Below are 23,909 nucleotides of genomic sequence, written 5' to 3'. Positions count from 1 at the left end.
AACCGACAGGAAGTGATCCACGATGATTCGCGCGATCTGGAACGGCAAGGTGCTCGCCGAAACACCCCGGACGAAAGTGGTGGAGGGCAACCACTACTTCCCCCCTGAGTCACTGAACCGCGAGTACTTCACCGACAGCCCGACCAAGTCCCTGTGCCCGTGGAAGGGCCTGGCCCGCTACTACACGGTGACCGTCGACGGCTTGCCCCACCACGATGCCGCCTGGCACTACCCGCACCCCACCTTCCTCGCCCACCGGATCAAGAACCACGTCGCCTTCTGGAATGGCGTCACAGTGGAAGGCACCCGCGAAGGGAGTGTCATGAACAACACCAGTGCGTTAAGCCCGTGACCTGCGATGCAACCCCGGTGTGAATGAGGAACGGGACCCCTGATAGATCGTCTTGCGATCGAGCTCGAAGATCGTCGGGAGTCCCGTTGCAGGAGCAGTCTGTCATCACGTCGTCCGCGGAGATGGCATCGGGGGTCCACGCGCCGGGGCATCTGGGCGAGCTGACCCAGGTCGTGGATTTCGACCTTGTGGACGCCGTTCTCACCGAGACCGGAGCTCGGGAGAAGCGGATACGGCTGCTGCCGGCCCGGGTGGTGGTCTACTTCGTGCTCGCGCTGGCACTGTTCGAGGACTGCTCCTACCGGGCGGTGTGGGGCAAGCTGACCGTACATCTGCCCGCCTCGGTCATCACGCGTCCGGCGGTCTCCTCGCTCTCACGGGCCCGACGTCGCCTGGGTGCCCGCCCGTTGAAGGTGTTGTTCGAGATACTGGCCGGGCCGGTCGGCGAGAAGAGCCGGCCCGGCGTGTACTACCGGGGCCTGCGGGCCGTCGCGATCGACGGCACCAGCCTGCACGTCCCCGAGGACGAGCGGACTCTCTGGCGTTACCCCAAGCGGGCCGGGGAGAAGATGGAGTTCGGCTACCCGCTGCTGCGGCTGCTGGTGATCGTCGAGTGCGGCACCCGGGCCCTACTCGCCGCGGCCTTCGGCCCCGAGAGCGACGGCGAGGCCACCTATGCCGCCCGGCTGTTGCACGTCCTGGACGACACGGCGCTGCTACTGGCCGACGCCGGCTTCGACGCCCGTGACCTGCTGGAACGCGTGCGGGATACCGGAGCACAGTTCCTGGTGCGTTCGGGTGCTTCGCGCTGCCCCACCGTCGTGCGCCGCCTGCCCGACGGTTCCTACCTCTCCCGGCTGAGCGGCCCCTACCGGGCCGGCCGGGGCTACTCGTTGCTCACGGTGCGGGTGGTGGAAGCATGGATCACCGTCACCCTGGACGACGGCACCGTACGCCGTGAACAGTGGCGTCTGATCACCAGCCTGCTGGACCACGAGCACTACCCCGCCGCCGAGTTGGTAGATCTTTACCACGAAAGGTGGCAGGTGGAGACCACCTATTTCTCGATCAAGGCGAGCCTGCTGGACGGCCGGGTCCTGCGCTCCCACAGCATCGACGGCATCGACCAGGAGGTCTGGGCCCTGCTCACCACCTACCAGGCCCTCATCCGAGCCGCCTCCGACGCCGTCACCCACCGGCCCGGCCTGGACATGGACCGCCTCAGCTTCACCATCCTGCTCCAGACCGCCGCCGACACCGTGATCACCGGACACGGCATCACCACCGGGAACATCGACCTGGTCGGCACGATCGGCACCGCCGTCCTGGCCGCCCTCTGGCCCGCCCGTCGGCGCCACCGCGTCAAGGCGCGCAGCATCAAGAACTCGACCAGCAAATACGGCCCCAACTCCGGCAAACACCCCCAGAGCGCCCGGCACTACACCGTCCACACAGAGATCACGTACATGGAGAACGGACTCGCCTCCCGGTCCCGACGCCCCTCCCTGGACAGGTTGCACCGCAGGTCACAGGCTTAACGCACTGGTGTTGGTGTCATGAATCAGGTGTGATCTTCCCCGAAGGAGTCACCTGATGAGTACGACGACTGATCATCTGATCGAGAGTGCTCAGGGCGTGTCGCTTGCCGGAGCGGATGGCAGCGCTCAGGGTGCCGACGTGAAGTCGATGCCGGTGTCGCAGAACGGTCTGCCAGCGAGCTGCTGGAGGAGCTGGCCGCTCTCGCGGCCGAGAAGGTCCGCGGAGAGGAGGGGCTGCGGCTGATGGGTGAGGGCGGGCTGCTGCCCGAGCTGGCCCAGCACCTGATGCAGGCCGCCCTGGAAGCCGAGATGGACGAGCATCTGGCCGCAGAGGCCGGCCGGGCCGGCGGGCGGGGTTCGCGCTGGGGGGGCAGCACCAACCCCCGCACCGGTGACGTCCGCACCCGAGCCAAGAACGAGCGGTTTCAGGACCACGATGTAGGCCATCGAGACGAACGCCGTGAGGCCACCACGCAACTCCTGGCCCATGGTGGAACCGCGTTCAGTGATCTTGAAGAAACGGACCAACCTGGACCGAGGCGGGGCTGGGGGTTGCGGTCCCCATCCCATTATTTCGCCTTGCAGCTGGGTCACTTGGAGACGACCCCCAGGGCGGAGGATGACCCGGTCGTCATTCCGCCGCCCAGCTTGGGGGGTATTCACTCGTGCTCGTGGATGTTCACTTTTTGTTGCGGTGCCGGAAAGTTCTGGGATCCACAGCGGTCTGGTTGGCTCGGTTCACTCGCTGCCAGTGCGCGGTGAACCGGGTTCTCAGTAGTCGATGCGGTCGGACTTGGCCAGCCACGCGTCGAACGGCGCCGTACGGTTCGGCAGGTCCAGCTGATCGATCGCCATCGGCCACTGCTCCCCGGGCTTCTTCTCGAGCAGGTCGTAGAACTTGCGGTCGTCGAAACCGGCCACCGCGGCATCGTCACGGTCGGCGGAGAAGATGATCCGGTCGACTCGCGCCCACAGGGCGGAGGAAAGGCACATCGGACACGGCTCGCACGAGGTGACCAGGACGCAGCCCTCGAGCGAGAAGGTGTCCAGCTTCTGGCAGGCGGCACGGATCGCGCTCACCTCACCGTGCGCCGTCGGGTCCAGGTTCGAGGTGACCTTGTTGTTCCCGATCGCGACGATCTCGCCATCCTTGGCGATCAGTGCGCCGAACGGACCACCGCCATTCAGCACGCTGTTGGTGGCCAGGTTGATCGCCTCTTCCATCCAGGCGCGCTCAAGCTCCTGGACGGTGTTTTCTACGATGTGCGCGGTCACGGTCGCTCCTTCGGAAACGGTGGGGGAATGCCGGGATGCTCTGTCCTGCGGGACACCAAGCCCGGGCCGATAAGTGGGGTTCCACGGGTGCCGCCTTGAGATCAGCTCGGCCGGCGACACCCGCGGGAGATAGTCACGGCTAGGCGCCGACAATGTGCTCCGGTGCGACCGGGGTGTGGGTCAGGTTCAACCCCGTCGCATTGCGGATGGCGTTCACGATCGCCGGGGTGGCGGAAATGGTGGGCGGTTCGCCGACACCACGCACGCCGTACGGCGAGTTCGGGTCAGCCCTTTCGATCACATCCACCGTCATCGGCGGTGTGTCCAGAATGGTCGGGATCAGGTAGTCGGTGAACGACGCGTTGCGGATCTTGCCGTCCTTGACCTTGATCTCCTCCATCACGGCGAGGCCGAGCCCTTGTGTGGCACCACCCTGGATCTGCCCGATGACGGCGTCCGGGTTGATCGCCTTGCCGACGTCCTGCGCACAGTCCAACTGCACGACCTTGACCAGACCCAGCTCGGTGTCCACATCCACCACGGCCCGGTGCGCGGCGTAAGCGTGCTGGACGTGCACCCGCTGGCTCTGACCGGTCTCCGGGTCCATCGGGTAGGTCTGCAGGTGGTGGTATTCCCTGGTCTCCTCGATCACGTCATCGCCGAGCACGTCGACGAGATCGGCGATGACACCGGTGGTTTCGGAGACGACCTTGCCGCCGGCGATCGACAGATTCGCGGGGTTCTCGCCGAAACGCTGGGCGACCTTCTGGAAGAGCACCTCGCGGACGGCTTCACACGCGTTCTTGACGGCACCGCCGGTGATGTAGGTCTGCCGGGAGGCCGAACTCGACCCCGCGTCGCCGATGTTGGTGTCGGCCGCGTGGACTGTCACCCGCGCCACGCCGAGTTCGCTGCGGACGATCTGCTGCTTCATGGTGATCAGGCCCTGCCCGACCTCGGCCGCCGCGGTGTGCACCAGCGCAACCGGCTCGCCGCCAATGACCTGCAACTGCACCCGCGCCGTGGAGTAGTCGTCGACGCCCTCCGCGTAGGAGACGTTCTTGATGATCACGCTGTAGCCGACGCCCCGAACAAGGCCTTCGCCGTGAGTGGTGTTGGACAGAGCGCCCGGCATGTTCCGGATGTCGGTCCGGGTTTCCGACGGCAGCGGCATGTCCTTGAGGCGCTGCAGCAGCTCGGCGACCGGGGCGGGGGAGTCAAGCACCTGCCCGGTGTGCAGGGTCGAGCCCTGTTCGACGGCGTTGAGCTGACGCACCAGCACCGGGTCCATGTCCAACGCCTTGGCGAGCTTGTCCATCTGGGACTCGTAGGCGTATGCGGGCTGCACTGCGCCGAGGCCACGCATCGCGCCGCACGGCGGGTTGTTCGTGTACAGGCCCCAACCCTCGATCTTGGCGTTGGGTACCACGTACGGACCGATGCCCAGCGAAGTGGCGTTGCTGACCACGACCGGGGTCTTGGAGGCGTAAGCGCCGCCGTCGAAGTACATCTTCGCCTTGACGTAGACGAGCTTGCCGTCCTTGGTCGCGCCGTGCTCGTAGTACATCTTCGCCGGGTGCCGGTGCACGTGGCCGTAGAAGGACTCTTCCCGGTTGTAGACGATCTTCACTGGCTTGCCGGTGTGCAGCGCCAGCATGCAGCCGTGGATCTGCATGGACAGGTCCTCGCGGCCACCGAAGGCACCGCCGACACCGGACATGGTGAAGCGCACCTTCTCGACCGGGAGCCCGAGCGCCCGCGCCGTCTGCTTCTGGTCCACGTGCAGCCACTGGGTGGCGAGGAACAGGTCGACCCCGCCGTCCTCGTCCGGAATGGCCAGACCGGACTCGGGCCCGAGGAAGGCCTGGTCCTGCATGCCCATGGTGTACACATCGGACACCACAACGTCGGCCTTGGCTTCCGGGTCTCCCTTGATGATCGGCTGGTAGCGCACCACGTTGCCCTCGGGGTGCAGCTTGGGCAGCGTGTCGTCGTGCGCGGCCCGCTCCGGGTCGGTGATCGGCTCGAGTACCTCGTACTCGACCACGATCTTGTCCAGCGCGCGCCGGGCCGTCTCCGGGTGATCGGCGGCTACAAGGGCAACCGGCTCGCCCTTGTAGCGCACGATGTCCTCGGCAAGCACCGGCGTATCGGAGACCTTCAGGCCGTAGACGTTCTCGCCGGGGACATCCTCGTGGGTCAGCACCGTCTGCACGCCGGGGTGTTTGAGCGCGGGACCGATGTCAATCGACTTGATCCGCGCGTAGGGGTGCGGGCTGCGCAGTGTCGCGCCCCAGAGCATGTCCTCCGCCCACAGATCCGAGGAGTAGGCGAACTCGCCGGTGACCTTGAGGGTGCCGTCCGGCCGCAGCGGGCTGTCGCCGATCCCACCGGTGATCAACTCGTTGAGGACCTGCGGGGTGCGGGCGGGAGAAGTCTGGTTGGTCATCAGGAAGCCTCCACGGCCTTGGTCGTGCGGGCGGCCGCCAGGTGGACCGCGTCGAGGATCTTTTCGTAGCCGGTGCAGCGACAGAGGTTGCCGGCGAGCGCCTCACGGATGTCCGCGTCCGACGGGGAGGCGTTGCGCTCGAGGAGCTCGTCCGCCTGGACGAGGAGACCGGGGGTGCAGAAGCCGCACTGGACGGCGCCGGCTTCGATGAACGCCTGCTGGATCGGGGAGAGAGCCGCGCCCTCGCCGGTCTGGCCGTCGGTGCCCTTGGCCTGCCACTGCTTGGCGGCATCCAGGGAGGTGCCGCAGCCGCCGGAGCCGCCGGATCCGCAGGCGCCGCCCGGGTGGACGTCCTCGCGGTGCTTGGCGTAGTCCGCCAGGCCCTCGACGGTGACGACCTCGCGGCCCTCCACCTGACCGGCGGCGACCAGACACGAACAGACCGGCACCCCGTCGAGGCGGACCGTGCAGGAACCGCACTCGCCCTGCTCGCAGGCGTTCTTGGAGCCGGGCAGGCCCATCCGCTCACGCAGGACGTAGAGAAGGGACTCGCCCTCCCAGACATCGTCGGCTTCCTGGGGACGGCCGTTGACCGTGAATTTGACTCGCATGGTTACGCCGCTCCTTCAAGCTTGCGGCCCTCGCCGCGGTACGACTCCCAGGTCCACATCAGCGTGCGGCGGGCCATGACACCGACCGCCCGGCGGCGGTAGTCGGCGGTGCCTCGCACGTCGTCGATCGGGTTGCAGGCACCCGACGCGAGCTGTGCGAACTGCTTCGCGATGGACGGGGTGATGATCTTGCCGTTGTCCCAGAAGCCGCCCTCTTCGAGCGCCGCGTTCAGGAACTCCTCGGCCTCCTTGGCGCGGACCGGGGTCGGGGCCGCCGAGCCGATGCCGGTGCGCACCGTGCGGGTCTCGGGGTGCAGCGCCAGACCGAAGGCGCAGACCGCGATGACCATCGCGTTACGTGTACCGACCTTGGAGAACTGCTGCGGGCCGTCCGCCTTGGGGATGTGGATGGCCTTGATCAGCTCGTCCGCCTCGAGAGCGTTGCGCTTGACGCCCTTGTAGAACTCGTCGATCTGGATCAGGCGCGAGCCACGGGTCTGCGACTCGACCTCGACGTCCGCGCCCGAGGACAGCAGTGCGGGGTGGGAGTCACCGGCCGGCGAGGCGCAACCGAGGTTGCCGCCGACGCCGCCGCTGTTGCGGATCTGCGGGGAGGCCACGGTGTGCGAGGCGACCGCGAGGCCCGGCAGCTCGGTCCGCAGGTTCTCCATTATCTTGGTGTACGAGACGGAGGGGCCGAGGGCGACCTTCTCCTCGCCGACGTGCCACTCGCTCAGCTCGGTGATCCGGTTGAGGTCGAGGAGGTACCAGGGGCGCCGGTGGTCGAGGTTGATCTCGACCATGACATCGGTGCCACCCGCGATCGGCACAGCGCTGGGGTACTCGGCCTTGGCGGCGAGCGCCTCCTCCCAGCTGGCGGGGCGAAGGAAGTCCATGTCTGGCTCTCTTCTTCGGATCGGGTCGTTCGTATTCGAGCCAGAGGACCGAAGTCCCTCGACTGACTCGTTCACGTGCTGTTAATGGGGAATGGCGTTAGTACACCCGTCCGCCCCGCCCCGTGGTCAGTCACCAAAACCATGAAGGAGTTGGCTGGTCGCCGGGTCCATCTTGTAGATTCGCACGAAAGGCAGGACTCGGTAACCTCATGGCTTCCGGCCGAAACGATCGGCACGGCCAGCGACAAGATCAACATCGGGCACTCGGCGCAGTTGATCGGTCTGACGGCCCGGTAACAGCAGAGGTGCCTTGACCTGCGAGGATGCAAGTGTGAGGTCGTATCCGGGGCAGAGAACAAGGCGCCTTGGCCCCTGCATGACCAACCAGTCCCCGACCGGCTTACGGCCTGGTGCGCGATAGGCCTCCTGGGATCCGGACCTTGCGGCGGCACTGGCCGCAGGTAGTCGGTGGCGGTGTAGCGCCAGGGCCGCCAGGCATGGGAAGACGGTGACGCGCTGGGCGGGGCAGGCGCCCGCCGAACATCGCGCCGTGCTCCGGGACCCGGACATCGTCGTCCGCGCGGCGGCGCCGGCCGCGCTTTCCGCCGGCTGCCCCGATCCCTACGGCGCTCTCGCCGTGACGGCGCTGGCCGACGGGTCGTTGCAGGTCCGCGCGAGCGCGGCCACGGCCCGCGCCGCGCTCGCAACCGCCGTCCCGGACCCGGACGCGGATGTGCGCGCCTACGCCTCACGTGCGGGGCAGTCCGCGCACGCGTGAGCCGTTCAGGGGCGGCGTCCACTGCCGTGGCCGGCCTGCCTGCCTGGCCTGCCGGCCTTTGGCGCAGGTACTGGAAGCCGCCACCTACGGGTGATCGGACTCTCTACGCGCCTGTAAAGTGCACGCACTGTCCGAAGCGGCGGTCGAGGATCGAAGAGCGCGAAGGCCCGGAGGATCGCCAGGGTGGGTACGCAGGGCAGGAGCCGGCGCGGGCGCCGGGCACAACCGCAACGGGCACATGGGGGACGCGGGGAGCGTCGCCGCGCAGGCGGCGCGCAGACCCGGCTGACCCGGCGCGGCCGAATAGCGCTGTGGACCGGCGGGGCGCTGGCCGCTGTGGTGCTGGGCGTGGCCGGGGCGGGAAGCTGGGTCTATCAGGGGCTCGACGGGAACATCAACTCCGCGGACGTCGACAACAAGCTCGGCGGTGACCGGCCGGAGAATCTGAGTCCGGGCTCGAAGAACATCCTGGTGGTGGGGTCCGACTCGCGGGATGGCGACAACGCGAAGTACGGCAAGGACCTGGACACCATGCAGTCGGACACGTTGATGGTCCTGCATGTGTCCGCGGACAGAAGATGGGCCACCGTGGTGTCCCTGCCGCGCGACTCATGGGTGAGCGTCCCGGCCTGCGACCGCGGGAACGGAACCACGTCCACGCCGCGGCGCTCCAAGATCAATGCCGCTTTCGCCATCGGCGGGACGAGCGGCGAGGTCGCGTCGGCCGCCGCCTGCACGATCAGGACGGTGGAGCAGAACACCGGTCTGCGCATGGACCACTTCATGTCCGTCGACTTCCAGGGTTTCAAGGGCATGGTCGACGCCCTCGACGGTATCGAGGTCTGCCCCGAGACGGCGATCCGCGACAAGAAGGCACGCCTGGACCTGGCGGCCGGGTGTCAGACCGTCAGGGGCGAGGACGCCCTCGGTTACGTCCGTACCCGCTACAGCGTCGGGGACGGCTCGGACCTCGGGCGGATCGGCCGCCAGCAGGAGTTCATGGAGGCCCTCGCCGAAAAGGCCAAGCGCAGGCTCACCAGCCCGACCGCCCTGTACGACTTCCTGGACGCCGCCACCAAGTCGTTGACCACGGACGAGTCACTGGCCGGGATCAAGCCGCTGGCCGGCCTCGCCTCCCAGCTCAAGGGCATCCCCACCGACCGGCTGGGCTTCGTGACCGTACCCAATTACGGCCGGGAGGCGGACGTGCCCTCCGACCGGGCCAATGTGGTGTGGCAGTACCCGCAGGCCGCCGATCTGTTCACCTCGCTGGCCGAGGACCGTGAGGTGAACAAGGAGAAGCTGAAGGCCGCGTCCGAGGGGCCGGTGTTCGCCGCTTCGGTACGGGTGCAGGTGCTCAACGGCAGCGGCGTTCCCGGCAGGGCCGCGGAGGTCGCCGAGACGCTGAGGGCCGCCGGCTACAGCGTCACCGGCACGGGCAACGCGCCCGCCCCGGCGGAGAAGACCGCGGTCACCCATCCCCAGGGCCTGGAAAAGCAGGCCGCGGTGCTCGCTTCCCGGGTGCCCGGAGTCACGGCGGAGCCGGACGCCCAGGCCGCGGCTGGCGCCGTCACCCTGGTCGTGGGTGCGGACTTCACCCGCGTCCGCTGACGCCCGGACGCCCTGACGCCTGGGCGCCGGTGGGCCTGCGGCTGACTGCCGCAGGCCCACCTTTTGCTCTTGTACGGGCGCTCTTGAACGGGCGCGGCGTCAGCGCCGGGACTTGAAGCGGTCGAGGGCGGTCACGCCCACCACGGCGAGGTGGTGCTAGGTCTGACAATTCCCCGTGGGTCAAGGAGCGGCGTCCGGTGCGTGCGATCGCAAGGCGCCGGACAGTCCTCGTAGCGGAGCTACCAGGGCTTTTCGGCAACGCTGCGAGCGTGCGTGCCGGACGCCGCGACGCCGCGGGGAATTGTCAGACACCCTGGGGCGGCAGGTCCAGCGTGTAGCAGGCTTCGCGTACGACGGCCTGCTCGGTCTTGTCGAAGTCGCCGTCGGCGCCGCCGATGACGATGCCGATCTGGATGACGGCACGCGCCTCCGCGGGCTTCTTCTTTGCCTTGGCGATCTCCTGAAGAACGCTGACCTTGCCGAAGGAGAAGTCAGCGGTGAGCTTGTTCAGGTTCTCGTCGAAACGGCGCTGGAGGTCGTCGGCGGGGAAGTTCTGCAGTACGTCGTTGGTGGCGATGAGCTGCGCGACGCGGTTGCGCTCGGCCGGGTCGATGGAGCCGCCGGCGGCGGCGACCAGGGCGCACATCGCCACGCTGGCGTCACGGAGAGAGCCGCTCTTCAAGTCGTTCTTCTTCGCCATGAGCTGGGTCTGCATCGTCGACGCGGACTCTTTGAAGCGGTCCCACAGGGCCATTAAGGCGGCGGACCGGACGCCCACGTTCTTCTACAGTGAAGTAGAAGTTATCAGCCAGGTCTGCGGGGCCTCAGCGTTTTCGGCTGCCTCTCGGCCGCGGTAGCCCCGCGTGCCGCGCACGCGGGACGACGAACGGGTGCCGGGAGACCTGGAGGTCTCCCGGCACCCGCCGGTGCGTACGTATGTCAGTACGTCAGTCGTTCTTCTTGTCGTGCTTCGTCGGGTCGGCCTCCGCCTCGGCCTGCTTGGCCTGGACCTCCGGGTCCAGTACCTGACCGCTGCCGTCAACCGACGTCAGGGGCGCACGGTCGGAGACCTCCGTGGCAGCGGGGGGCTCGACCAGCCAGTCCGGGTTGGCCTGCTTGTCCCACCACTTCCACGCCGCGAAGGCGCCGCCCGCCAGCAGGCCGAACACGGCGATGCCCTTGAAGACACGGCCGCCCTTGGCCCGACGCTCACGCTTCCTGACGAGCTTTTGGATGTCCTTCTGAGAGATCTGCCCGCGCAGAGCGGCCAGCGCCGCAGCACTGCGCGCCGCGGCCTCCTTGCTCACAGGCTGCGCGACCGCCACCGCGTGCTCCACGCGCGGCATGGTGTAGTCGGTGGCCTGCCGGGCGGCCTGCCGGGTACGTACGGCGGCCCGCTGCGCGGCGGCGTCGACCTTCGGCGGCACATGTGTGCGGGCCTGTTCCACACGCGGCGCCAGATGCGTGCCGTACTGCACACGTGCCTGGTGGGCCGCTTGCTGCACCTTCGGCGCAAGGCGAACACGAGCTTCTGTCGCGTAATGCGTGGCCTGCTCCTTGGCCGTACCGGCGTAGGGCGCCACCACTTCCGCGGCGTGCAGCACGCTTCCCTTCGCCGATTCGGACGCGGCGCGCACGCTGTCGATGCGGGTCACTGGATCCTCCTCCTTGGTGGCGGTTCGGTATCGCCTATCCACCCTTTTCGAAATCATGCCTGTCCGAGCCCATTGAGGCATGTGCGGGCGGTCATCCGGGTCATGCAACGCCAAATAGGGACTCCCGGTCGACAATGGCACGGTTCGCGCCCGTCCGCTCCGGTTCGGCGGCTACTCGTCGTATTCCGGCCGTGGGAGGATCGGAACACGTCATTGAAGACTTGAGGAAGGCACTCCGTGGCCGAGCAGCTTTACGCCACCCTGAAGACCAACCGGGGCGACATCGAGGTCCGGCTCCTGCCGAATCACGCGCCCAAAACGGTCAGGAACTTCGTCGAACTCGCTCAGGGCGAGCGCGAGTGGACGAACCCGGAGACGGGTCAGAAGACCACGGCGCGGCTGTACGACGGCACCGTCTTCCACCGCGTGATCAAGGACTTCATGATCCAGGGCGGCGACCCGCTGGGCAACGGCACGGGCGGCCCGGGCTACGAGTTCGCTGACGAGTTCCACCCCGACCTCTCCTTCGACCGGCCCTACCTGCTGGCGATGGCCAACGCGGGCCCGGGCACCAACGGTTCACAGTTCTTCATCACGGTGTCGCCGACGATGTGGCTGACGCGCAAGCACAGCATCTTCGGCGAGGTCACGGGCGCCGCAAGCCAGAAGGTCGTGGACGACATCATCGGTACGCCGACCAACCCGCGCACCGACCGCCCGGTCGACGACGTGGTGATCGAGTCGGTCGTCGTAGAGACCCGCTGAGCGCGCCCCGTTCCCGCTCCCGGGAACCAAAGTGCCCCGCCCGTCCGTACTGGATAGGCGGGGCTTTGCACGCGAACCGCTCCGCCACGAGGTACGAGGGGACCCATGGACCAGCCGCCAGCAAACCCGCCGGGAAGCCAGGACCGGCCCGACGCCGTCTCCGGCGGCGGCACGCCGGGCTGTTACCGGCACCCCGACCGGACCACGGGCATTCGCTGCACCCGCTGCGACCGGCCGATCTGCCCCGATTGCATGATCAGCGCCTCGGTCGGCTTCCAGTGCCCCGACTGCGTCCGTCAGGGCTCGGGCACGGGGCACTCCCCGGGCGCGAGCCGGCCCCGCACACTGGCGGGCGGTACGGTCGCCGCTGATCCGCGGCTGGTCACCAAGATCCTGCTGGGCGTCAATGTCGCGGTGTTCGTCGCCGTGCTCGCGCTCGGGGACCGGTTCGTCGCCGGCCTCGCGCTGCTCGGCGCGTGGCCGCCCGCGCCGTACGTCCCCCTGGAGGGTGTGGCGAGCGGCGAGTACTACCGGCTCTTCACATCGATGTTCCTGCACCAGGAGATCTGGCACATCGCGTTCAACATGCTCGGCCTGTGGTGGCTCGGCGGCCCGCTCGAAGCGGCGCTGGGCCGTGCCCGCTACCTGGCGCTGTATGTGATCTCCGGCCTGGCCGGCAGTGCGCTGACGTACCTCATCGCCGACGCCTCGGGCTTCTCGCTCGGCGCCTCCGGTGCGATCTTCGGACTGCTCGGCGCCACTGCCGTACTGATGCGGCGCATGAAGTACGACATGCGGCCGATCTTCGTGCTCCTGGCGCTCAACCTGATCTTCACATTCAACCCGTACGGCAACATCGCCTGGCAGGCCCACCTCGGCGGTCTCGTAGCCGGAGTGATCGTCGCCGCCGCCATGGTGCACGCCCCGCGCCAGCGCAGGGCGCTCGTGCAGTACGGGACGTGCGGGCTCGTCCTGCTGGTGACCGTCGGCCTCGTCGTCGCGAGAACGGCCGCGCTCACCTGAGCATCGGACGCGCCGGTTGTCGAGTTGTCCACAGCTAGCGGCCGATCTTGTGCATTCCTGTGGGAACAGCTGTGCCCCTTGTCGCTGACCTGGGTTTCCCCGTCAGGGCAAGGGGCGTGCCGTATGCCTCAGGCGGCTCCAGTAGTCACACCGGCGTCAACGCCCCCTGAGTTATCCACAGATCGTCTGACCTTTCCCCACCGTGTGGACAACGCTGTGGATAACCTCTGGTCAAGGCTTGCGCGGACCGGTCGGTGCAAGCGGCTCCTGGCGGGGCGCTACTTCCACTGCGTGGAGACGCCGAAGCCCGCGGCGATGAAGCCGAAGCCGACCACGATGTTCCAGTTGTCGAACGCCTTGACCGGCAGATCCCCTTCGGTCACGTAGAACACCACGATCCAGGCCAGGCCGACAAGGAAGAGGGCCAGCATCACCGGAGCCACCCAGCTGCGGTTCGTCAGCCTTATGGCCGTCGCCTGCTTCGAGGCGGCCGGCGGCGGCGTGAAGTCGGACTTCTTGCGGATACGTGACTTCGGCACGAGGGACTCTCCTGTCGATGCGCTGCGTGACCGCGCAGGGAACTGTGGCTGGTGCCTGGGGTGGGAGCGGCGGGAAGCACTGCCTCCCCCGATGCCTCCCCCGGGCGTCCGTTAGCGTAGTGCTTCCGCGGCGTCGAAGGAGATAAGGGTACGTTGAGCAATTCTGCCGACTCCTCCGAAGAACCGGCCCGTCGCCCCGCACTGCCGCCGGCACTCAGGCCTGTGCGGCTGCTGACGGCCGGTGTTTTCGCGCTCGCCGGGCTGATCTTCGTCACCAGCTTCAATACCGCCAAGGGCACCAATATCCGCACGGATGCCTCGCTGCTGAAGCTGTCCGACCTCATCGGCGAGCGCAGCCACAAGAACAAGCTGCTGGATCAGTCGACCGCGTCCGTGCGCGGCGACGTCGACGGGCTCGCGCAGCGCCGCGACAGCAGCACCGAGGCCGAGGACGCGAAACTCAAGGCGCTGGAGCAGTCCGCCGGCACCGAGAAGCTCTCCGGCGCCGGCCTGACCGTCACCCTCGACGACGCCCCGCCCAACGCGACGGCGAACCCCGGCTACCCCGAGCCTCAGCCCAATGACCTGGTCATCCACCAGCAGGACCTCCAGGCCGTCGTGAACGCCCTGTGGCAGGGCGGTGCCCAGGGCATCCGGGTCATGGACCAGCGGCTGATCTCCACCAGCGCGGTGCGCTGTGTCGGGAACACGCTGATCCTCCAGGGGCGCGTCTACTCGCCGCCGTACAGGGTCACCGCGGTCGGCGACCGCGAGAAACTCCAGCGCGCCCTCAGCGCCTCCACGGCGCTGCAGAACTACCAGCTGTACGTGAAGGCGTACGGGCTCGGCTGGAAGGTCGACGAGCACGACGCGGTGAAGCTGCGCGGCTACTCGGGCACGGTCGACCTCCGGTACGCGAAGCCGGTCGGGTAACGCGGGCCCCGCGCCCGCAGCCCGCCCGCTCCCGCCGGCCTCTGCCCGCCCGCTCCCGCCGGCCTCTGCCCGCCCGCCCCCTGGCCCGGCGAGCCGCGCTCATTGCGCAGCTGACCCACGTGCGCCCGCCCCCGCCGTTTAGTCTGGGTTCCGACCGAACGGAAGGGACAGCATGTACGGCTGGATCTGGCGGCATCTGCCGGGCAACACATGGGTGCGGGGCTCGCTCGCCCTCGTACTCGCCCTCGTGGTCGTCTACGCACTGTTCCAGTACGTCTTCCCGTGGGCGGAGCCACTGCTTCCGTTCAACGATGTGACGGTCGACGGGGGGTCGGGCGCATGACCGCGCGGATCCTGGTCGTCGACAACTACGACAGCTTCGTCTTCAACCTGGTCCAGTACCTGTACCAGCTCGGGGCCGAGTGCGAAGTACGGCGCAACGACGAGGTGGAACTGGGCCACGCCCAGGACGGTTTCGACGGGGTGCTGCTCTCGCCGGGCCCGGGGGCTCCCGAACAGGCGGGCGTCTGCGTCGACATGGTGCGCCATTGCGCGGCGACCGGGGTGCCGGTCTTCGGCGTCTGCCTGGGCATGCAGTCGATGGCGGTGGCGTACGGCGGTGTGGTGGGCCGGGCCCCCGAGTTGCTGCACGGCAAGACGTCGCCCGTCACGCACGACGGCACGGGGGTCTTCGCCGGCCTGCCCTCCCCGTTCACCGCGACGCGCTACCACTCGCTGGCCGCCGAACCCGAGGCGCTGCCCGCCGCGCTGGAGGTCACGGCACGGACGGCCGACGGGATCATCATGGGCGTCCGGCACCGGGACCTGCCCGTCGAAGGCGTGCAGTTCCACCCGGAGTCGGTGCTCACCGAGCACGGGCATCTGATGCTCGCCAACTGGCTTGCCCAGTGCGGCGACCCTGAGGCGGTGCAGCGGTCGGCCGGACTCGCGCCGGTATGGGGTCTCCCCGGCTCGAACGAAGCTGAGAGGCCGGGGAAGGGCAAGGCCGTCGCGTGACCTCACCCCGCCCCGGACATGACGCCGGCCAGGGTGCCTCGTACGAGAACGACGACGCGTACGGGGCGGCCGGTGCGTTCGAGGCGGCGGTGGAGCAGCTCGCGGACCCGCTGAACGATCCGCTGCCGGGGCAGCAGGGGCCGGGGCGGGAGGGGCACCCTTCGCCGTGGTTCCGGTCGGCGACGGTTGCTGGGGCGTACCCGCCCCAGCAGTCCCAGCAGTCCCAGCAGCCTCAGTACCCCTACTACCCCCAGCCCGGCCTTCAGGAGCCGCCACAGGAGCCTCAGCGGCCGCAGGAGCGGTACGCCGCCCCCGACGACGTTGCGGGGGCGCCTGAGCGGCCCCGGCAGGACTGGTACGCCGTGCAGGAGCCCGTACCGGCCGCTGAGCCGCAGCGCGCGGCCGTGCCGGAGCCCGCAGCCGTGCCCGACCCCGATTCCCGTACCCGGCGAATAGTCCCGGCCGAGCCGCCCGCCGCCACCGGCGGGCGCGCGGAACGTCGCAGGGCGGCGAAGAGCGGCAAAGGCGGCAAGAGCGACAAGGGCGGCAAGGGCGAGGCGGGCCGCGCCAGGACGCCCCGGACACCGCCGCCCGGCAGTGGCGGGGCAGGGACGCTCTCCCGGGTGGAGGCCCGGCGCGCCGCCCGCGCCGCGAAGGACAGTCCGGCGGTCGTGGCCAGCCGTTTCTTCGGCGAGGTGTTCATCTCGCTCGGCTTGCTGATGCTGCTGTTCGTCACGTACCAGCTGTGGTGGACGAACGTCCGCGCTGATCTGTTCGCCGGAAACGAGACGGACAAGATCCAGGAGGGCTGGGCGCAGGGCAGGAAGCCCGGCGCGTTCGAGCCCGGCACGGGCTTCGCGATCATGCACATCCCGAAGCTCGACGTCGTCGTCCCGGTCGCCGAGGGCATCGACAAGGCGAACGTCCTCGACAACGGCATGGTCGGCCACTACGCGGAGGGCAAGCTGAAGACGGCGATGCCGTCGGACGAGCGGGGCAACTTCGCGGTGGCGGGGCACCGCAACACCCACGGCGAACCGTTCCGGTACATCAACCAGTTGAAACCGGGCGACCCGATCGTCGTCGAGACGCAGGACACGTACTACACGTACGAGATGGCCAGCATCCTTCCGCAGACCGCGCCGTCGAACATCGGCGTCATCGAGCCCGTTCCGGCGGGATCCGGTTTCACCAAGCCGGGCCGGTACATCACGCTGACGACCTGCACGCCAGAATTCACGAGTACGTACCGAATGATCGTGTGGGGCAAGATGGTCGACGAACGGCCGCGCAGCAAGGGGCAACCCGACGCGCTCGTCGGCTGACGCGGGCCGGACGTTTGAAACTCAGGACGGGGACGAGTGCGGTGGCAGCCAGGACCGAGCAGGACGAGCAGACCGGCACTCCCGTGCCCGTGTCCGCACCAGGGGCGGGGCGGCGGAGGCGTGGCCGGATCGCGGGCGCGGTCAGTGTCTTCGGCGAGCTGCTGATCACGGCGGGCCTGGTCCTCGGCCTCTTCGTCGTCTACTCGCTGTGGTGGACGAACGTGCTCGCCGACGCCGAGGCGAGCCGGCGGGGCGACGAGGTACGCGACCGCTGGGCGGGCGGCCCCGGTGAGCTGGACACCAAGGACGGCATCGGCTTCCTGCACGCGCCCGCGATGAAGAGCGGCGAGATCCTGGTCCGCAAGGGCACCGAGGCGAAGGGCCTCAACCGGGGTGTCGCCGGTTACTACACGGACCCGGTCAAGTCGGCGCTGCCGACGGACAAGCAGGGCAACTTCTCGCTGGCGGCGCACCGGGACGGTCACGGTGCGAAGTTCCACAACATCGACAAGCTGAAGGACGGCGACGCGCTCGTCTTCGAGACCGAGGACACCTGGTACGTCTACAAGGTGTACGCGAAGCTGCCGGAGACCTCGAAGTACAACGTTGACGTACTGGAGCCGGTTCCGAAGGCGTCGGGCAAGAAGAAGCCGGGCCGCTACATCACGCTGACGACGTGTACGCCGGTCTACACGTCGCAGTACCGGTACATCGTGTGGGGCGAGTTGGAGCGTACGGAGAAGGTCGACCGCGACCGGACGCCGCCGGCGGAACTGGACTGACCGCACCCGGCGTTCGAGCGGCTGCCCTCCTTCAAGGAGGGCTGTTCAACGCAGCACTTGCAGGGTCGTGCCGGCGCTCCAGGCCTCCAGCAGGCCCCGATGGACCGCCGTTACGCCGTACTCCACCGCGATGGCGAGGGCCTCCCGGGAGAACGGGCAGGTGGCGACGTAGAGGGCGACGTCCGCCTGGTGCTGGACCTTGGCGGCGCCGAGGAACTTCTGCATCTCGCCGCTCCAGACGGACCGGTACGGCGCGAAGTTCTTGCACTGCGCGACGACTCGGCGTCCGTCGTCTGTGTATCCGGTGACATCGGCGCCCCGGTCGCCGTGCCCGCCGTGGACGATCACGTCGGTGCAGCCGTCGCGTCGGAGCAGCCCGGCGATGTGCTGTTCGAACTCGCGCCAGTTCATGGCGTCCATGGCCGCCATCACGCCACTGAGGGGCCGCTGCTCCCTCGCCCGTTCCAGCCGGAGCAGTCGTACGTCGTGCTGCACGAGCTTGCGCTCCACCCGCTGGACGTCTTCGCGCAGGGCGATGAGCTCCTTCCGCTGTTCGCCGGAGGTCTCGATGAGGGCGTTGAACATGGGGACGACGGACGTGCCGAGGATGTGGGTGATGCGCCGGTCGATGCGGTCGTCGAGGTCTTCGGCAGGCCTGTGGACAAAGTTATCCACAGGCGCTGCGCGGGCGACGTACTCGGCGTCGAGCAGGTACGTACGCACCTGACGTGCGACTTCGCTGTCGCGGAGGAGCATGGCGACGTTGAGGACGGCGCGTCGGCTGAAGACTGCGAGAGATGCGGTGCGGGAAGAAATCTCACTGAGTTGCTTGAAGCAACTCAGTTCTGCGCCCGTGAGGACGCGATAGCCGTTGGCTTCGACTTCCTCCCGATGGTCGAACACCACGGCGCGAATGACGGTATCTGCGACTTCGAAGTAGGCGGCGACCATGGTCGTCGTCACATGCATGCCGTCGGGCAGGAGCGACAGCGCCTTGACCCTGTCGAGCACCTCGGTCCGCTCGGCGACGCTCTCGCGTAGCGACTTCGACTCCAGAAGCACGGTCTCGTTGAACACCTGCTTGCCCCTCTGTTTCGAGTGATCCGACTGCGCTCCTTCCAAGGAGCTCAGTGGTGATCTGCTCAACGAGTCGGTACATATGAAGACACGATCGAATTTCGCTGACATGTGCGCCGACTATGGACAGCCGGACAGCAGAAGGGGCCGCGGACTTCGAAAGAAGTCCGCGGCCCCTTCTGCCACTGCGCGTCGTAGCGGTCAGTCGCCGTCCCGGTCGCGGCCGAAGTTGCCGCCGAGGAAGCCGCCGTTGTCCTGGCCACCGTCACCGCCGCCGTCACCGCCTCCGTTGCCGCCGTTGTCCCCGCCGCCGTTTGCGCCGGTGCCCGGCGCGGTGGTCAGGTTGATCGCCGTGCCCTTGGGGACCTGCGTGCCGACCGGGGGCTGGGTGAGGGCGACGAGGGCTCCGTCGTCCTGTGGGCCCGTGATGGCACCCACCGCCAGTCCGGCGTCCTCGATGGCCTTACGGGCGTCCTTGAGCTTCTGGCCCGCCACCTGCGGCACCGCGATCTGCTCCGGCTGAGGTGGTGCCTTCGCGACGGTGAGGGTGATCGTGCCGCCCTTGTCGGTCTGGCTGTTGCCCACCGGATCCTGCTTGATGACCGAGTTCGGGGGCTGGTCCGACTCCGCGTCCTTACGGGTGACCACGAAGCCGAGGTCGGTCAGCTGCTTCTCGGCCGCCGCGAAGTCCTGGCCGACCACCTGCGGGACGTCGGCCTTGGCGGTCGTGGCGATGGAGATGGTGACCGTGTCGCCCTCCTTCGCGTCGGTGCCGCCCTCGGGGTCCTGCTCGACGACCGTGCCGGCCGTCTCGTCGGACTCGACCGACTTGGCGTCGACCTTGAAGCCCCTGTCCTCCAGGTTCTTCGTCGCCCGGTCCTTCGCCTGGGTCACGACATCCGGAACTTCGATCTTCGGGGCGCCGGTGGAGACCACGACCGTGATGGACGAGTTCACCGGGACCGTCTGACCGCTCTCCGGCGACTGGCTGCAGATGCTGCCCTTCGGCCGGTTGTCGCACTCCTTGCGGTCGCCGACCTCGACCGTGAGGTCGGCGTTCCTGGCGAGCTCTCTGGCCTTGCCGAGTGTCTCCCCGACCAGGACCGGCGCCGGTACGTCGTTCTTGCGGTCCTCGCCCGCGAAGATCGACCTGCCGATGAGGATCGCGCCGACGAGGACGAGGATGCCCGCGACGACGAGCAGGATCGTAGAGGTGTTCCGCTTCTTCTGCCGGCGGCGGTCCTGGCGGTCGTCGTAGCCGAAGCCGCCGTCGTCCGGGTTGACCGGCGGCAGCATCGACGTCGGGGCGCCGCCCGTGTCGGCCTGGCGGAGCGCCGTGGTGGGCTGGTCCTGGTTGTGGTAGTTGTCGTAGCCGCCGTACCCCACCGAGCCGAGCGCCGCGGTGGCCGCGACGGGCCGGCCGTCGAGGCAGGCCTCGATGTCCGCGCGCATCTCGTCGGCGGACTGGTAGCGGTAATCGGGGTCCTTGACCAGTGCCTTCAGGACGATGGCGTCCATCTCGGGCGTGATCTCGGGGTCGAAGTTGCTCGGAGGCTGGGGCTCTTCCCTTACGTGCTGATAGGCGACAGCCACCGGGGAGTCGCCGACGAAGGGCGGCCGTACCGTCAGCAGCTCGTAGAGCAGGCAGCCGGTCGAGTACAGGTCGGAGCGCGCGTCGACCTGCTCGCCCTTGGCCTGCTCGGGCGAGAGGTACTGGGCGGTGCCGATGACCGCGGCGGTCTGCGTCATGGTCATGCCCGAGTCGCCCATGGCGCGGGCGATGCCGAAGTCCATGACCTTGACCTGGCCGGTGCGCGTCAGCATGACGTTGGCCGGCTTGATGTCGCGGTGGACGATCTGAGCGCGGTGGGAGTACTCGAGGGCCTGGAGGATGCCCACGGTCATTTCCAGCGTGCGCTCGGGCAGCAGCTTGCGGCCGGAGTGGAGCAGCTCGCGCAGGGTCGATCCGTCGACGTACTCCATCACGATGTAAGGGATGGAGACGTTGTCGACGTAGTCCTCGCCGGTGTCGTAGACCGCGACGATCGCCGGGTGGTTGAGCGAGGCGGCCGACTGGGCCTCACGGCGGAACCGGGCCTGGAAGGACGGGTCGCGGGCGAGATCCACCCGGAGCGTCTTCACAGCGACGGTGCGGCCGAGCCGGGTGTCGTGCGCGAGGTAGACCTCGGCCATGCCACCACGGCCGAGCACCGAGCCCAGCTCGTACCGGCCGCCGAGGCGACGCGGCTCTTCCATAGCTTTCCAGCCCTCTCCGTCTGTCCCGACCGCACCGGTGTGGGGTCCGGCGGTGTGCTGTCCGCGCATACGGTACCGGGCACGCCGTCCCTGGTCCGTCCGTGACGGTCACCCGGTATGCGGTGGGTAGCGCGACATGGGTGTACGCGGGCCCCGGGTGACCGGCATCACTTCGTGCTGTCGAGCACCGCCTGCATCACGTTCTTCGCGATGGGAGCGGCGAGGCCACCGCCCGAGATGTCTTCGCGGTTGGCGTTGTCGTCCTCGACGACGACCGCGACGGCGACGGGCGAGCCGCCGTCGCCGTCCTTGGCGTAGGACAGGAACCAGGCATAGGGCTTCTCGCTGTTGTCCACGCCGTGCTGGGCGGTGCCGGTCTTGCCGCCGACGGTGACACCGGGGAGCTGCGCCCTGGTGCCGGTGCCTTCCTTGACGACCGTCTCCATCATGTCCTGGAGCTTCTGGGCGTTCTCCGGGGACAGGGGCTGGCTCATCTCCTCGGGGCTGGTCTTCTCCAGCAGGTCCAGGTTGGGGTCGGTGAGCCGGTCGACCATGTACGGCTGCATCAGCTTGCCGTCGTTGGCGATGGCGGCGGACACCATGGCCATCTGGAGGGGGGTGGCGGCGGTGTTGAACTGGCCGATGGAGGAGAGCGCGGTCTGGGCCTTGTCCATGTCCTTGGAGAAGACACTGGCGTTGGAGCGGACCGGCACGAACTGCTGCTTGTTGAAGCCGAACTTCTCCGCAGTCTCCAGCATCTTGTCGTTGCCGAGGTCGGCGCCGACCTTGCCGAAGACGGTGTTGCAGGACACCCGCAGGGCGACGCGCAGGGTGGCGTCCTTGCAGGGCAGGTCGCCCTCGTTCACGAGGTCCTTGGTGGACAGCGGCAGCTTCCACGGCAGCGGCGAGTCGGTCTTGTCGTCGGGGCCTTCGTACAGGCCGTGCTCCATGGCGGCCGCGGCGGTGACGACCTTGAAGGTCGAGCCGGGCGGGTAGGTCTCGCGCAGCGCCCGGTTCGTCGTCGGCTTGTCCGGGTCCTTCTCGTAGCGCTGCCAGTTCTTGACGTCTTCGTCGGTGTTGCCGGCGACGCGGGAGGGGTCGTACGAGGGGGTGCTGGCCAGGGCGAGGATGGCGCCGGTCCGCGGGTCGATGGCCGCGACGGCGCCCTTGCGTGCGCCGAGGCCCTTGAAGGCGGCGCGCTGGGCGGCGCCGTTGAGGGTGGTGACGACGTGGCCGCCCTGGCGCTTGTCGCCGGTGAACATCGACAGGGTGCGGTCGAAGAACAGCCGGTCGTCGGTGCCGGTGAGGATGTCGTCCTCAATGGACTCGATCTGGTTGGAGCCCATCCGCTGCGACGTGAACCCGGTGACGGGCGCCCACATCGGGCCGTCCTTGTAGGTGCGCTGGAACTTGAAGTCGCCGCTCTCGGACTCCGTGGAGCCGGTGACCGCCTTGCCGTCGACGATGATGTCGCCGCGCTTGTGCGCGTAACGGTCGATCAGCACGCGACGGTTGTTCCCGTCCTTGGAGAGCTCATCGGCCTTGACGTACTGGATCCAGTTGACGCGCACCAGCAGGGCGAGGACGAGCAGGCCGCAGAAGATCGCGACCCGGCGCAGGGGCTTGTTCACGGACGGACCACCTGGGTCATTTCGGCATCGGAGGTGGGGGCGGGGGTGGGCGCCGGCCGGCGTGCGGTGTCGCTGATGCGCAGCAGGATGGCGATGAGTGCCCAGTTGGCGATCACGGAGGAGCCGCCCTGTGCGAGGAAGGGCATGGTCATGCCGGTCAGCGGGATGACGCCGGTGACGCCGCCCGCGACGACGAAGACCTGGAGTGCGAAGGCGCCCGAGAGGCCGATGGCGAGGAGCTTGCCGAAGGGGTCGCGGGCGGCGAGGGCGGTGCGTACGCCGCGCTCGATGAGCAGGCCGTACAGCAGGATGATCGCCATGAGGCCGGTCAGGCCGAGCTCTTCGCCGACGGTGGCGAGGATGTAGTCGCTCTTGGGGGCGATGCCGCCGATGAGGCGGGAGTAGCCCTGGCCGAGGCCGGAGCCGAAGAGACCGCCGGAGCCGAAGGCGTAGACGGCCTGGGCGGTCTCGGTGACGCCGCCGTCCTTGAGGGCGAGGGGGTTGAGCCAGTTGTCCACGCGGGACTGCACATGGCTGGCGAAGGTGGCGACGCCGACGGCGCCGGCGGCGCTGAGGCTGAGGCCGAAGACGACCCAGCTGGTGCGTTCGGTGGCGACGTACAGCATGATCACGAAGAGGCCGAAGAAGAGCAGCGAGGTGCCCAGGTCGGTCTCGAAGATCAGGATCATCAGGCTGAGGGCCCAGATGGCGAGGATCGGTCCGAGGTCGCGGCCGCGGGGCAGGTACATGCCCATGAAGCGGCGGCTGGCCAGGGCGAGCGCGTCGCGTTTGACCATCAGGTAGCCGGCGAAGAAGACCGCGATGATGATCTTCGCGAATTCGCCGGGCTGGAGCGATCCGAGGCCGGGGATGGTGATCCAGATCTTCGCGCCGTTCACGCCGGGGAAGAACATCGGCAGGATCAGCAGCACGAGGGCGACGACCATCGAGATGTACGTGTAGCGCTGGAGGACGCGGTGGTCCTTCAGGAACAGCAGCACGGCCAGGAACAGGGCGACGCCCACCGCTGACCAGATCATCTGCTTGGGCGCCATCGCGCCGCCGAGCGCCGCGGTGGTGATCGACGGCTCCTGGTCGAGCCGCCAGATCAGCACCAGGCCAAGACCGTTGAGCAGGGTGGCCAGTGGCAGCATCAGCGGGTCGGCGTACGGCGCGAACTTGCGCACCATCAGGTGCGCCACGCCCGCGAGCAGGCTGAGCCCCAGGCCGTAGCCGAGCATGCCTGCGGGCAGGGTGCCGTCCTTGGCGAGGCCGACGTTGGCGTACGCGAAGACGGGGATGATCACGGCGAACGCAAGCAGCGCGAGCTCGGTGTTGCGCCGGCTCGGCGCTTCGATCGCGCCGATGGTGGTCGTGTTGGTGACAACGCTCATGG

At 68.4% G+C, this 23,909-nt stretch carries 23 protein-coding genes; 11 read left to right on the top strand and 12 right to left on the bottom strand.

The features are described 5' to 3' along the window. Positions 1-22 precede the first annotated feature (22 nt). Together ACU6WZ_RS13900 and ACU6WZ_RS13895 are read left to right on the top strand one after the other, a co-directional pair. On the top strand, positions 23-352 hold the full coding sequence (locus ACU6WZ_RS13900) for a DUF427 domain-containing protein (RefSeq protein WP_447033721.1): 330 nt from the start codon (positions 23-25) through the stop codon (positions 350-352). 86 nt (positions 353-438) lie between these two features. After that, a complete protein-coding gene (locus ACU6WZ_RS13895; protein ID WP_447033720.1) occupies positions 439-1,890 on the top strand; it encodes an IS4 family transposase in 1,452 nt (483 codons plus the stop codon). 126 nt (positions 1,891-2,016) lie between these two features. Here the strand turns inward: ACU6WZ_RS13895 and ACU6WZ_RS13890 are convergent, their stop codons facing one another. From ACU6WZ_RS13890 to ACU6WZ_RS13870, 5 genes are all read right to left on the bottom strand, one after another. Then, positions 2,017-2,379, bottom strand: coding sequence for a hypothetical protein (locus tag ACU6WZ_RS13890; protein WP_447033719.1), 363 nt, complete (start codon positions 2,377-2,379; stop codon positions 2,017-2,019). A gap of 282 nt (positions 2,380-2,661) precedes the next feature. Next, entirely contained in the window at positions 2,662-3,114 is a 453-nt protein-coding gene (locus ACU6WZ_RS13885; RefSeq protein ID WP_447034028.1) for a nucleoside deaminase, read from the bottom strand. Between the two features lie 190 nt (positions 3,115-3,304). After that, positions 3,305-5,614 (bottom strand): xanthine dehydrogenase subunit D, encoded by a 2,310-nt coding sequence (gene pucD / locus ACU6WZ_RS13880; RefSeq protein WP_447033717.1) that lies wholly within the window; start codon positions 5,612-5,614, stop codon positions 3,305-3,307. Further along, the gene (locus ACU6WZ_RS13875) at positions 5,614-6,225 is read right to left on the bottom strand and encodes a (2Fe-2S)-binding protein (protein WP_447033716.1); all 612 of its coding nucleotides are present in this window, start codon (positions 6,223-6,225) and stop codon (positions 5,614-5,616) included. Before ACU6WZ_RS13875 ends, pucD begins: the two co-directional genes overlap by 1 nt. Before the next feature lie 2 nt (positions 6,226-6,227). Beyond that, positions 6,228-7,121 (bottom strand): FAD binding domain-containing protein, encoded by an 894-nt coding sequence (locus tag ACU6WZ_RS13870; RefSeq protein WP_447033714.1) that lies wholly within the window; start codon positions 7,119-7,121, stop codon positions 6,228-6,230. A gap of 508 nt (positions 7,122-7,629) precedes the next feature. On the opposite strand from ACU6WZ_RS13870, the gene ACU6WZ_RS13865 reads away from it, so the two are divergent. Both ACU6WZ_RS13865 and ACU6WZ_RS13860 read left to right on the top strand, forming a co-directional pair. After that, positions 7,630-7,899, top strand: a complete 270-nt coding sequence (locus tag ACU6WZ_RS13865) for a hypothetical protein (RefSeq protein ID WP_447033713.1) — start codon at positions 7,630-7,632, stop codon at positions 7,897-7,899. 285 nt (positions 7,900-8,184) lie between these two features. Next, positions 8,185-9,510 (top strand): LCP family protein, encoded by a 1,326-nt coding sequence (locus ACU6WZ_RS13860; RefSeq protein WP_447034026.1) that lies wholly within the window; start codon positions 8,185-8,187, stop codon positions 9,508-9,510. A 304-nt stretch (positions 9,511-9,814) separates the two neighbouring features. Here ACU6WZ_RS13860 and ACU6WZ_RS13855 read toward each other — a convergent pair whose 3' ends face one another. Next, entirely contained in the window at positions 9,815-10,264 is a 450-nt protein-coding gene (locus ACU6WZ_RS13855) for a tellurite resistance TerB family protein (protein ID WP_447033712.1), read from the bottom strand. 193 nt (positions 10,265-10,457) lie between these two features. Next, positions 10,458-11,165, bottom strand: a complete 708-nt coding sequence (locus ACU6WZ_RS13850; RefSeq protein ID WP_447033710.1) for a DUF5324 family protein — start codon at positions 11,163-11,165, stop codon at positions 10,458-10,460. 237 nt (positions 11,166-11,402) lie between these two features. Here ACU6WZ_RS13850 and ACU6WZ_RS13845 point away from each other — a divergent pair, with 237 nt between their 5' ends. Continuing rightward, on the top strand, positions 11,403-11,930 hold the full coding sequence (locus ACU6WZ_RS13845) for a peptidylprolyl isomerase (RefSeq protein ID WP_447033709.1): 528 nt from the start codon (positions 11,403-11,405) through the stop codon (positions 11,928-11,930). A 105-nt stretch (positions 11,931-12,035) separates the two neighbouring features. After that, entirely contained in the window at positions 12,036-12,953 is a 918-nt protein-coding gene (locus ACU6WZ_RS13840; protein ID WP_447033707.1) for a rhomboid family intramembrane serine protease, read from the top strand. 278 nt (positions 12,954-13,231) lie between these two features. On the opposite strand, the gene crgA is transcribed toward ACU6WZ_RS13840, so the two are convergent. Further along, positions 13,232-13,492, bottom strand: a complete 261-nt coding sequence (crgA, locus tag ACU6WZ_RS13835; protein WP_447033706.1) for a cell division protein CrgA — start codon at positions 13,490-13,492, stop codon at positions 13,232-13,234. Between the two features lie 153 nt (positions 13,493-13,645). Between crgA and ACU6WZ_RS13830 the strand changes: the two genes are divergently transcribed. The 5 genes from ACU6WZ_RS13830 to ACU6WZ_RS13810 all read left to right on the top strand — a co-directional run bounded on the left by ACU6WZ_RS13830 (position 13,646) and on the right by ACU6WZ_RS13810 (position 17,549). Continuing rightward, positions 13,646-14,425 (top strand): DUF881 domain-containing protein, encoded by a 780-nt coding sequence (locus ACU6WZ_RS13830; protein ID WP_447033705.1) that lies wholly within the window; start codon positions 13,646-13,648, stop codon positions 14,423-14,425. A gap of 172 nt (positions 14,426-14,597) precedes the next feature. Continuing rightward, on the top strand, positions 14,598-14,768 hold the full coding sequence (locus ACU6WZ_RS13825; RefSeq protein ID WP_447033704.1) for a hypothetical protein: 171 nt from the start codon (positions 14,598-14,600) through the stop codon (positions 14,766-14,768). Continuing rightward, on the top strand, positions 14,765-15,442 hold the full coding sequence (locus tag ACU6WZ_RS13820; protein ID WP_447033702.1) for an aminodeoxychorismate/anthranilate synthase component II: 678 nt from the start codon (positions 14,765-14,767) through the stop codon (positions 15,440-15,442). Before ACU6WZ_RS13825 ends, ACU6WZ_RS13820 begins: the two co-directional genes overlap by 4 nt. Then, complete coding sequence (locus ACU6WZ_RS13815) at positions 15,439-16,767, top strand: class E sortase (protein WP_447033701.1); 1,329 nt, start codon at positions 15,439-15,441, stop codon at positions 16,765-16,767. The genes ACU6WZ_RS13820 and ACU6WZ_RS13815 overlap by 4 nt, the downstream gene beginning before the upstream one ends. A 41-nt stretch (positions 16,768-16,808) precedes the next feature. Beyond that, on the top strand, positions 16,809-17,549 hold the full coding sequence (locus tag ACU6WZ_RS13810; protein ID WP_447033700.1) for a class E sortase: 741 nt from the start codon (positions 16,809-16,811) through the stop codon (positions 17,547-17,549). 45 nt (positions 17,550-17,594) lie between these two features. On the opposite strand, the gene ACU6WZ_RS13805 is transcribed toward ACU6WZ_RS13810, so the two are convergent. From ACU6WZ_RS13805 to ACU6WZ_RS13790, 4 genes are all read right to left on the bottom strand, one after another. Further along, complete coding sequence (locus ACU6WZ_RS13805) at positions 17,595-18,626, bottom strand: restriction endonuclease (RefSeq protein ID WP_447033698.1); 1,032 nt, start codon at positions 18,624-18,626, stop codon at positions 17,595-17,597. Positions 18,627-18,827: 201 nt separating this feature from the next. After that, positions 18,828-20,882 carry a Stk1 family PASTA domain-containing Ser/Thr kinase gene (gene pknB / locus ACU6WZ_RS13800; protein ID WP_447033697.1) on the bottom strand — a complete coding sequence of 685 codons (2,055 nt, stop codon included), beginning with the start codon at positions 20,880-20,882 and terminating at the stop codon, positions 18,828-18,830. Between the two features lie 167 nt (positions 20,883-21,049). Continuing rightward, positions 21,050-22,513, bottom strand: a complete 1,464-nt coding sequence (locus ACU6WZ_RS13795; RefSeq protein ID WP_447033696.1) for a peptidoglycan D,D-transpeptidase FtsI family protein — start codon at positions 22,511-22,513, stop codon at positions 21,050-21,052. After that, complete coding sequence (locus ACU6WZ_RS13790; RefSeq protein ID WP_447033695.1) at positions 22,510-23,907, bottom strand: FtsW/RodA/SpoVE family cell cycle protein; 1,398 nt, start codon at positions 23,905-23,907, stop codon at positions 22,510-22,512. The genes ACU6WZ_RS13795 and ACU6WZ_RS13790 overlap by 4 nt, the downstream gene beginning before the upstream one ends. Positions 23,908-23,909: the final 2 nt, after the last annotated feature.

Source organism: Streptomyces hypolithicus (genome assembly GCF_052934925.1).
Note: the sequence above shows the minus strand (reverse complement) of the source record. Positions and strands in the feature narration are given on the sequence as shown.

Coding starts and splice junctions, on each gene's coding strand:
- ACU6WZ_RS13790 (WP_447033695.1), bottom strand. CDS start 23,907: ATGAGCGTTGTCACCAACACGACCACCATCGGCGCGATCGAAGCGCCG.
- ACU6WZ_RS13825 (WP_447033704.1), top strand. CDS start 14,598: ATGTACGGCTGGATCTGGCGGCATCTGCCGGGCAACACATGGGTGCGG.
- pucD (WP_447033717.1), bottom strand. CDS start 5,614: ATGACCAACCAGACTTCTCCCGCCCGCACCCCGCAGGTCCTCAACGAG.
- pknB (WP_447033697.1), bottom strand. CDS start 20,882: ATGGAAGAGCCGCGTCGCCTCGGCGGCCGGTACGAGCTGGGCTCGGTG.
- ACU6WZ_RS13855 (WP_447033712.1), bottom strand. CDS start 10,264: ATGGCCCTGTGGGACCGCTTCAAAGAGTCCGCGTCGACGATGCAGACC.
- ACU6WZ_RS13870 (WP_447033714.1), bottom strand. CDS start 7,121: ATGGACTTCCTTCGCCCCGCCAGCTGGGAGGAGGCGCTCGCCGCCAAG.
- ACU6WZ_RS13885 (WP_447034028.1), bottom strand. CDS start 3,114: ATGGAAGAGGCGATCAACCTGGCCACCAACAGCGTGCTGAATGGCGGT.
- ACU6WZ_RS13840 (WP_447033707.1), top strand. CDS start 12,036: ATGGACCAGCCGCCAGCAAACCCGCCGGGAAGCCAGGACCGGCCCGAC.
- ACU6WZ_RS13820 (WP_447033702.1), top strand. CDS start 14,765: ATGACCGCGCGGATCCTGGTCGTCGACAACTACGACAGCTTCGTCTTC.
- ACU6WZ_RS13890 (WP_447033719.1), bottom strand. CDS start 2,379: ATGGGCCAGGAGTTGCGTGGTGGCCTCACGGCGTTCGTCTCGATGGCC.
- ACU6WZ_RS13900 (WP_447033721.1), top strand. CDS start 23: ATGATTCGCGCGATCTGGAACGGCAAGGTGCTCGCCGAAACACCCCGG.
- ACU6WZ_RS13875 (WP_447033716.1), bottom strand. CDS start 6,225: ATGCGAGTCAAATTCACGGTCAACGGCCGTCCCCAGGAAGCCGACGAT.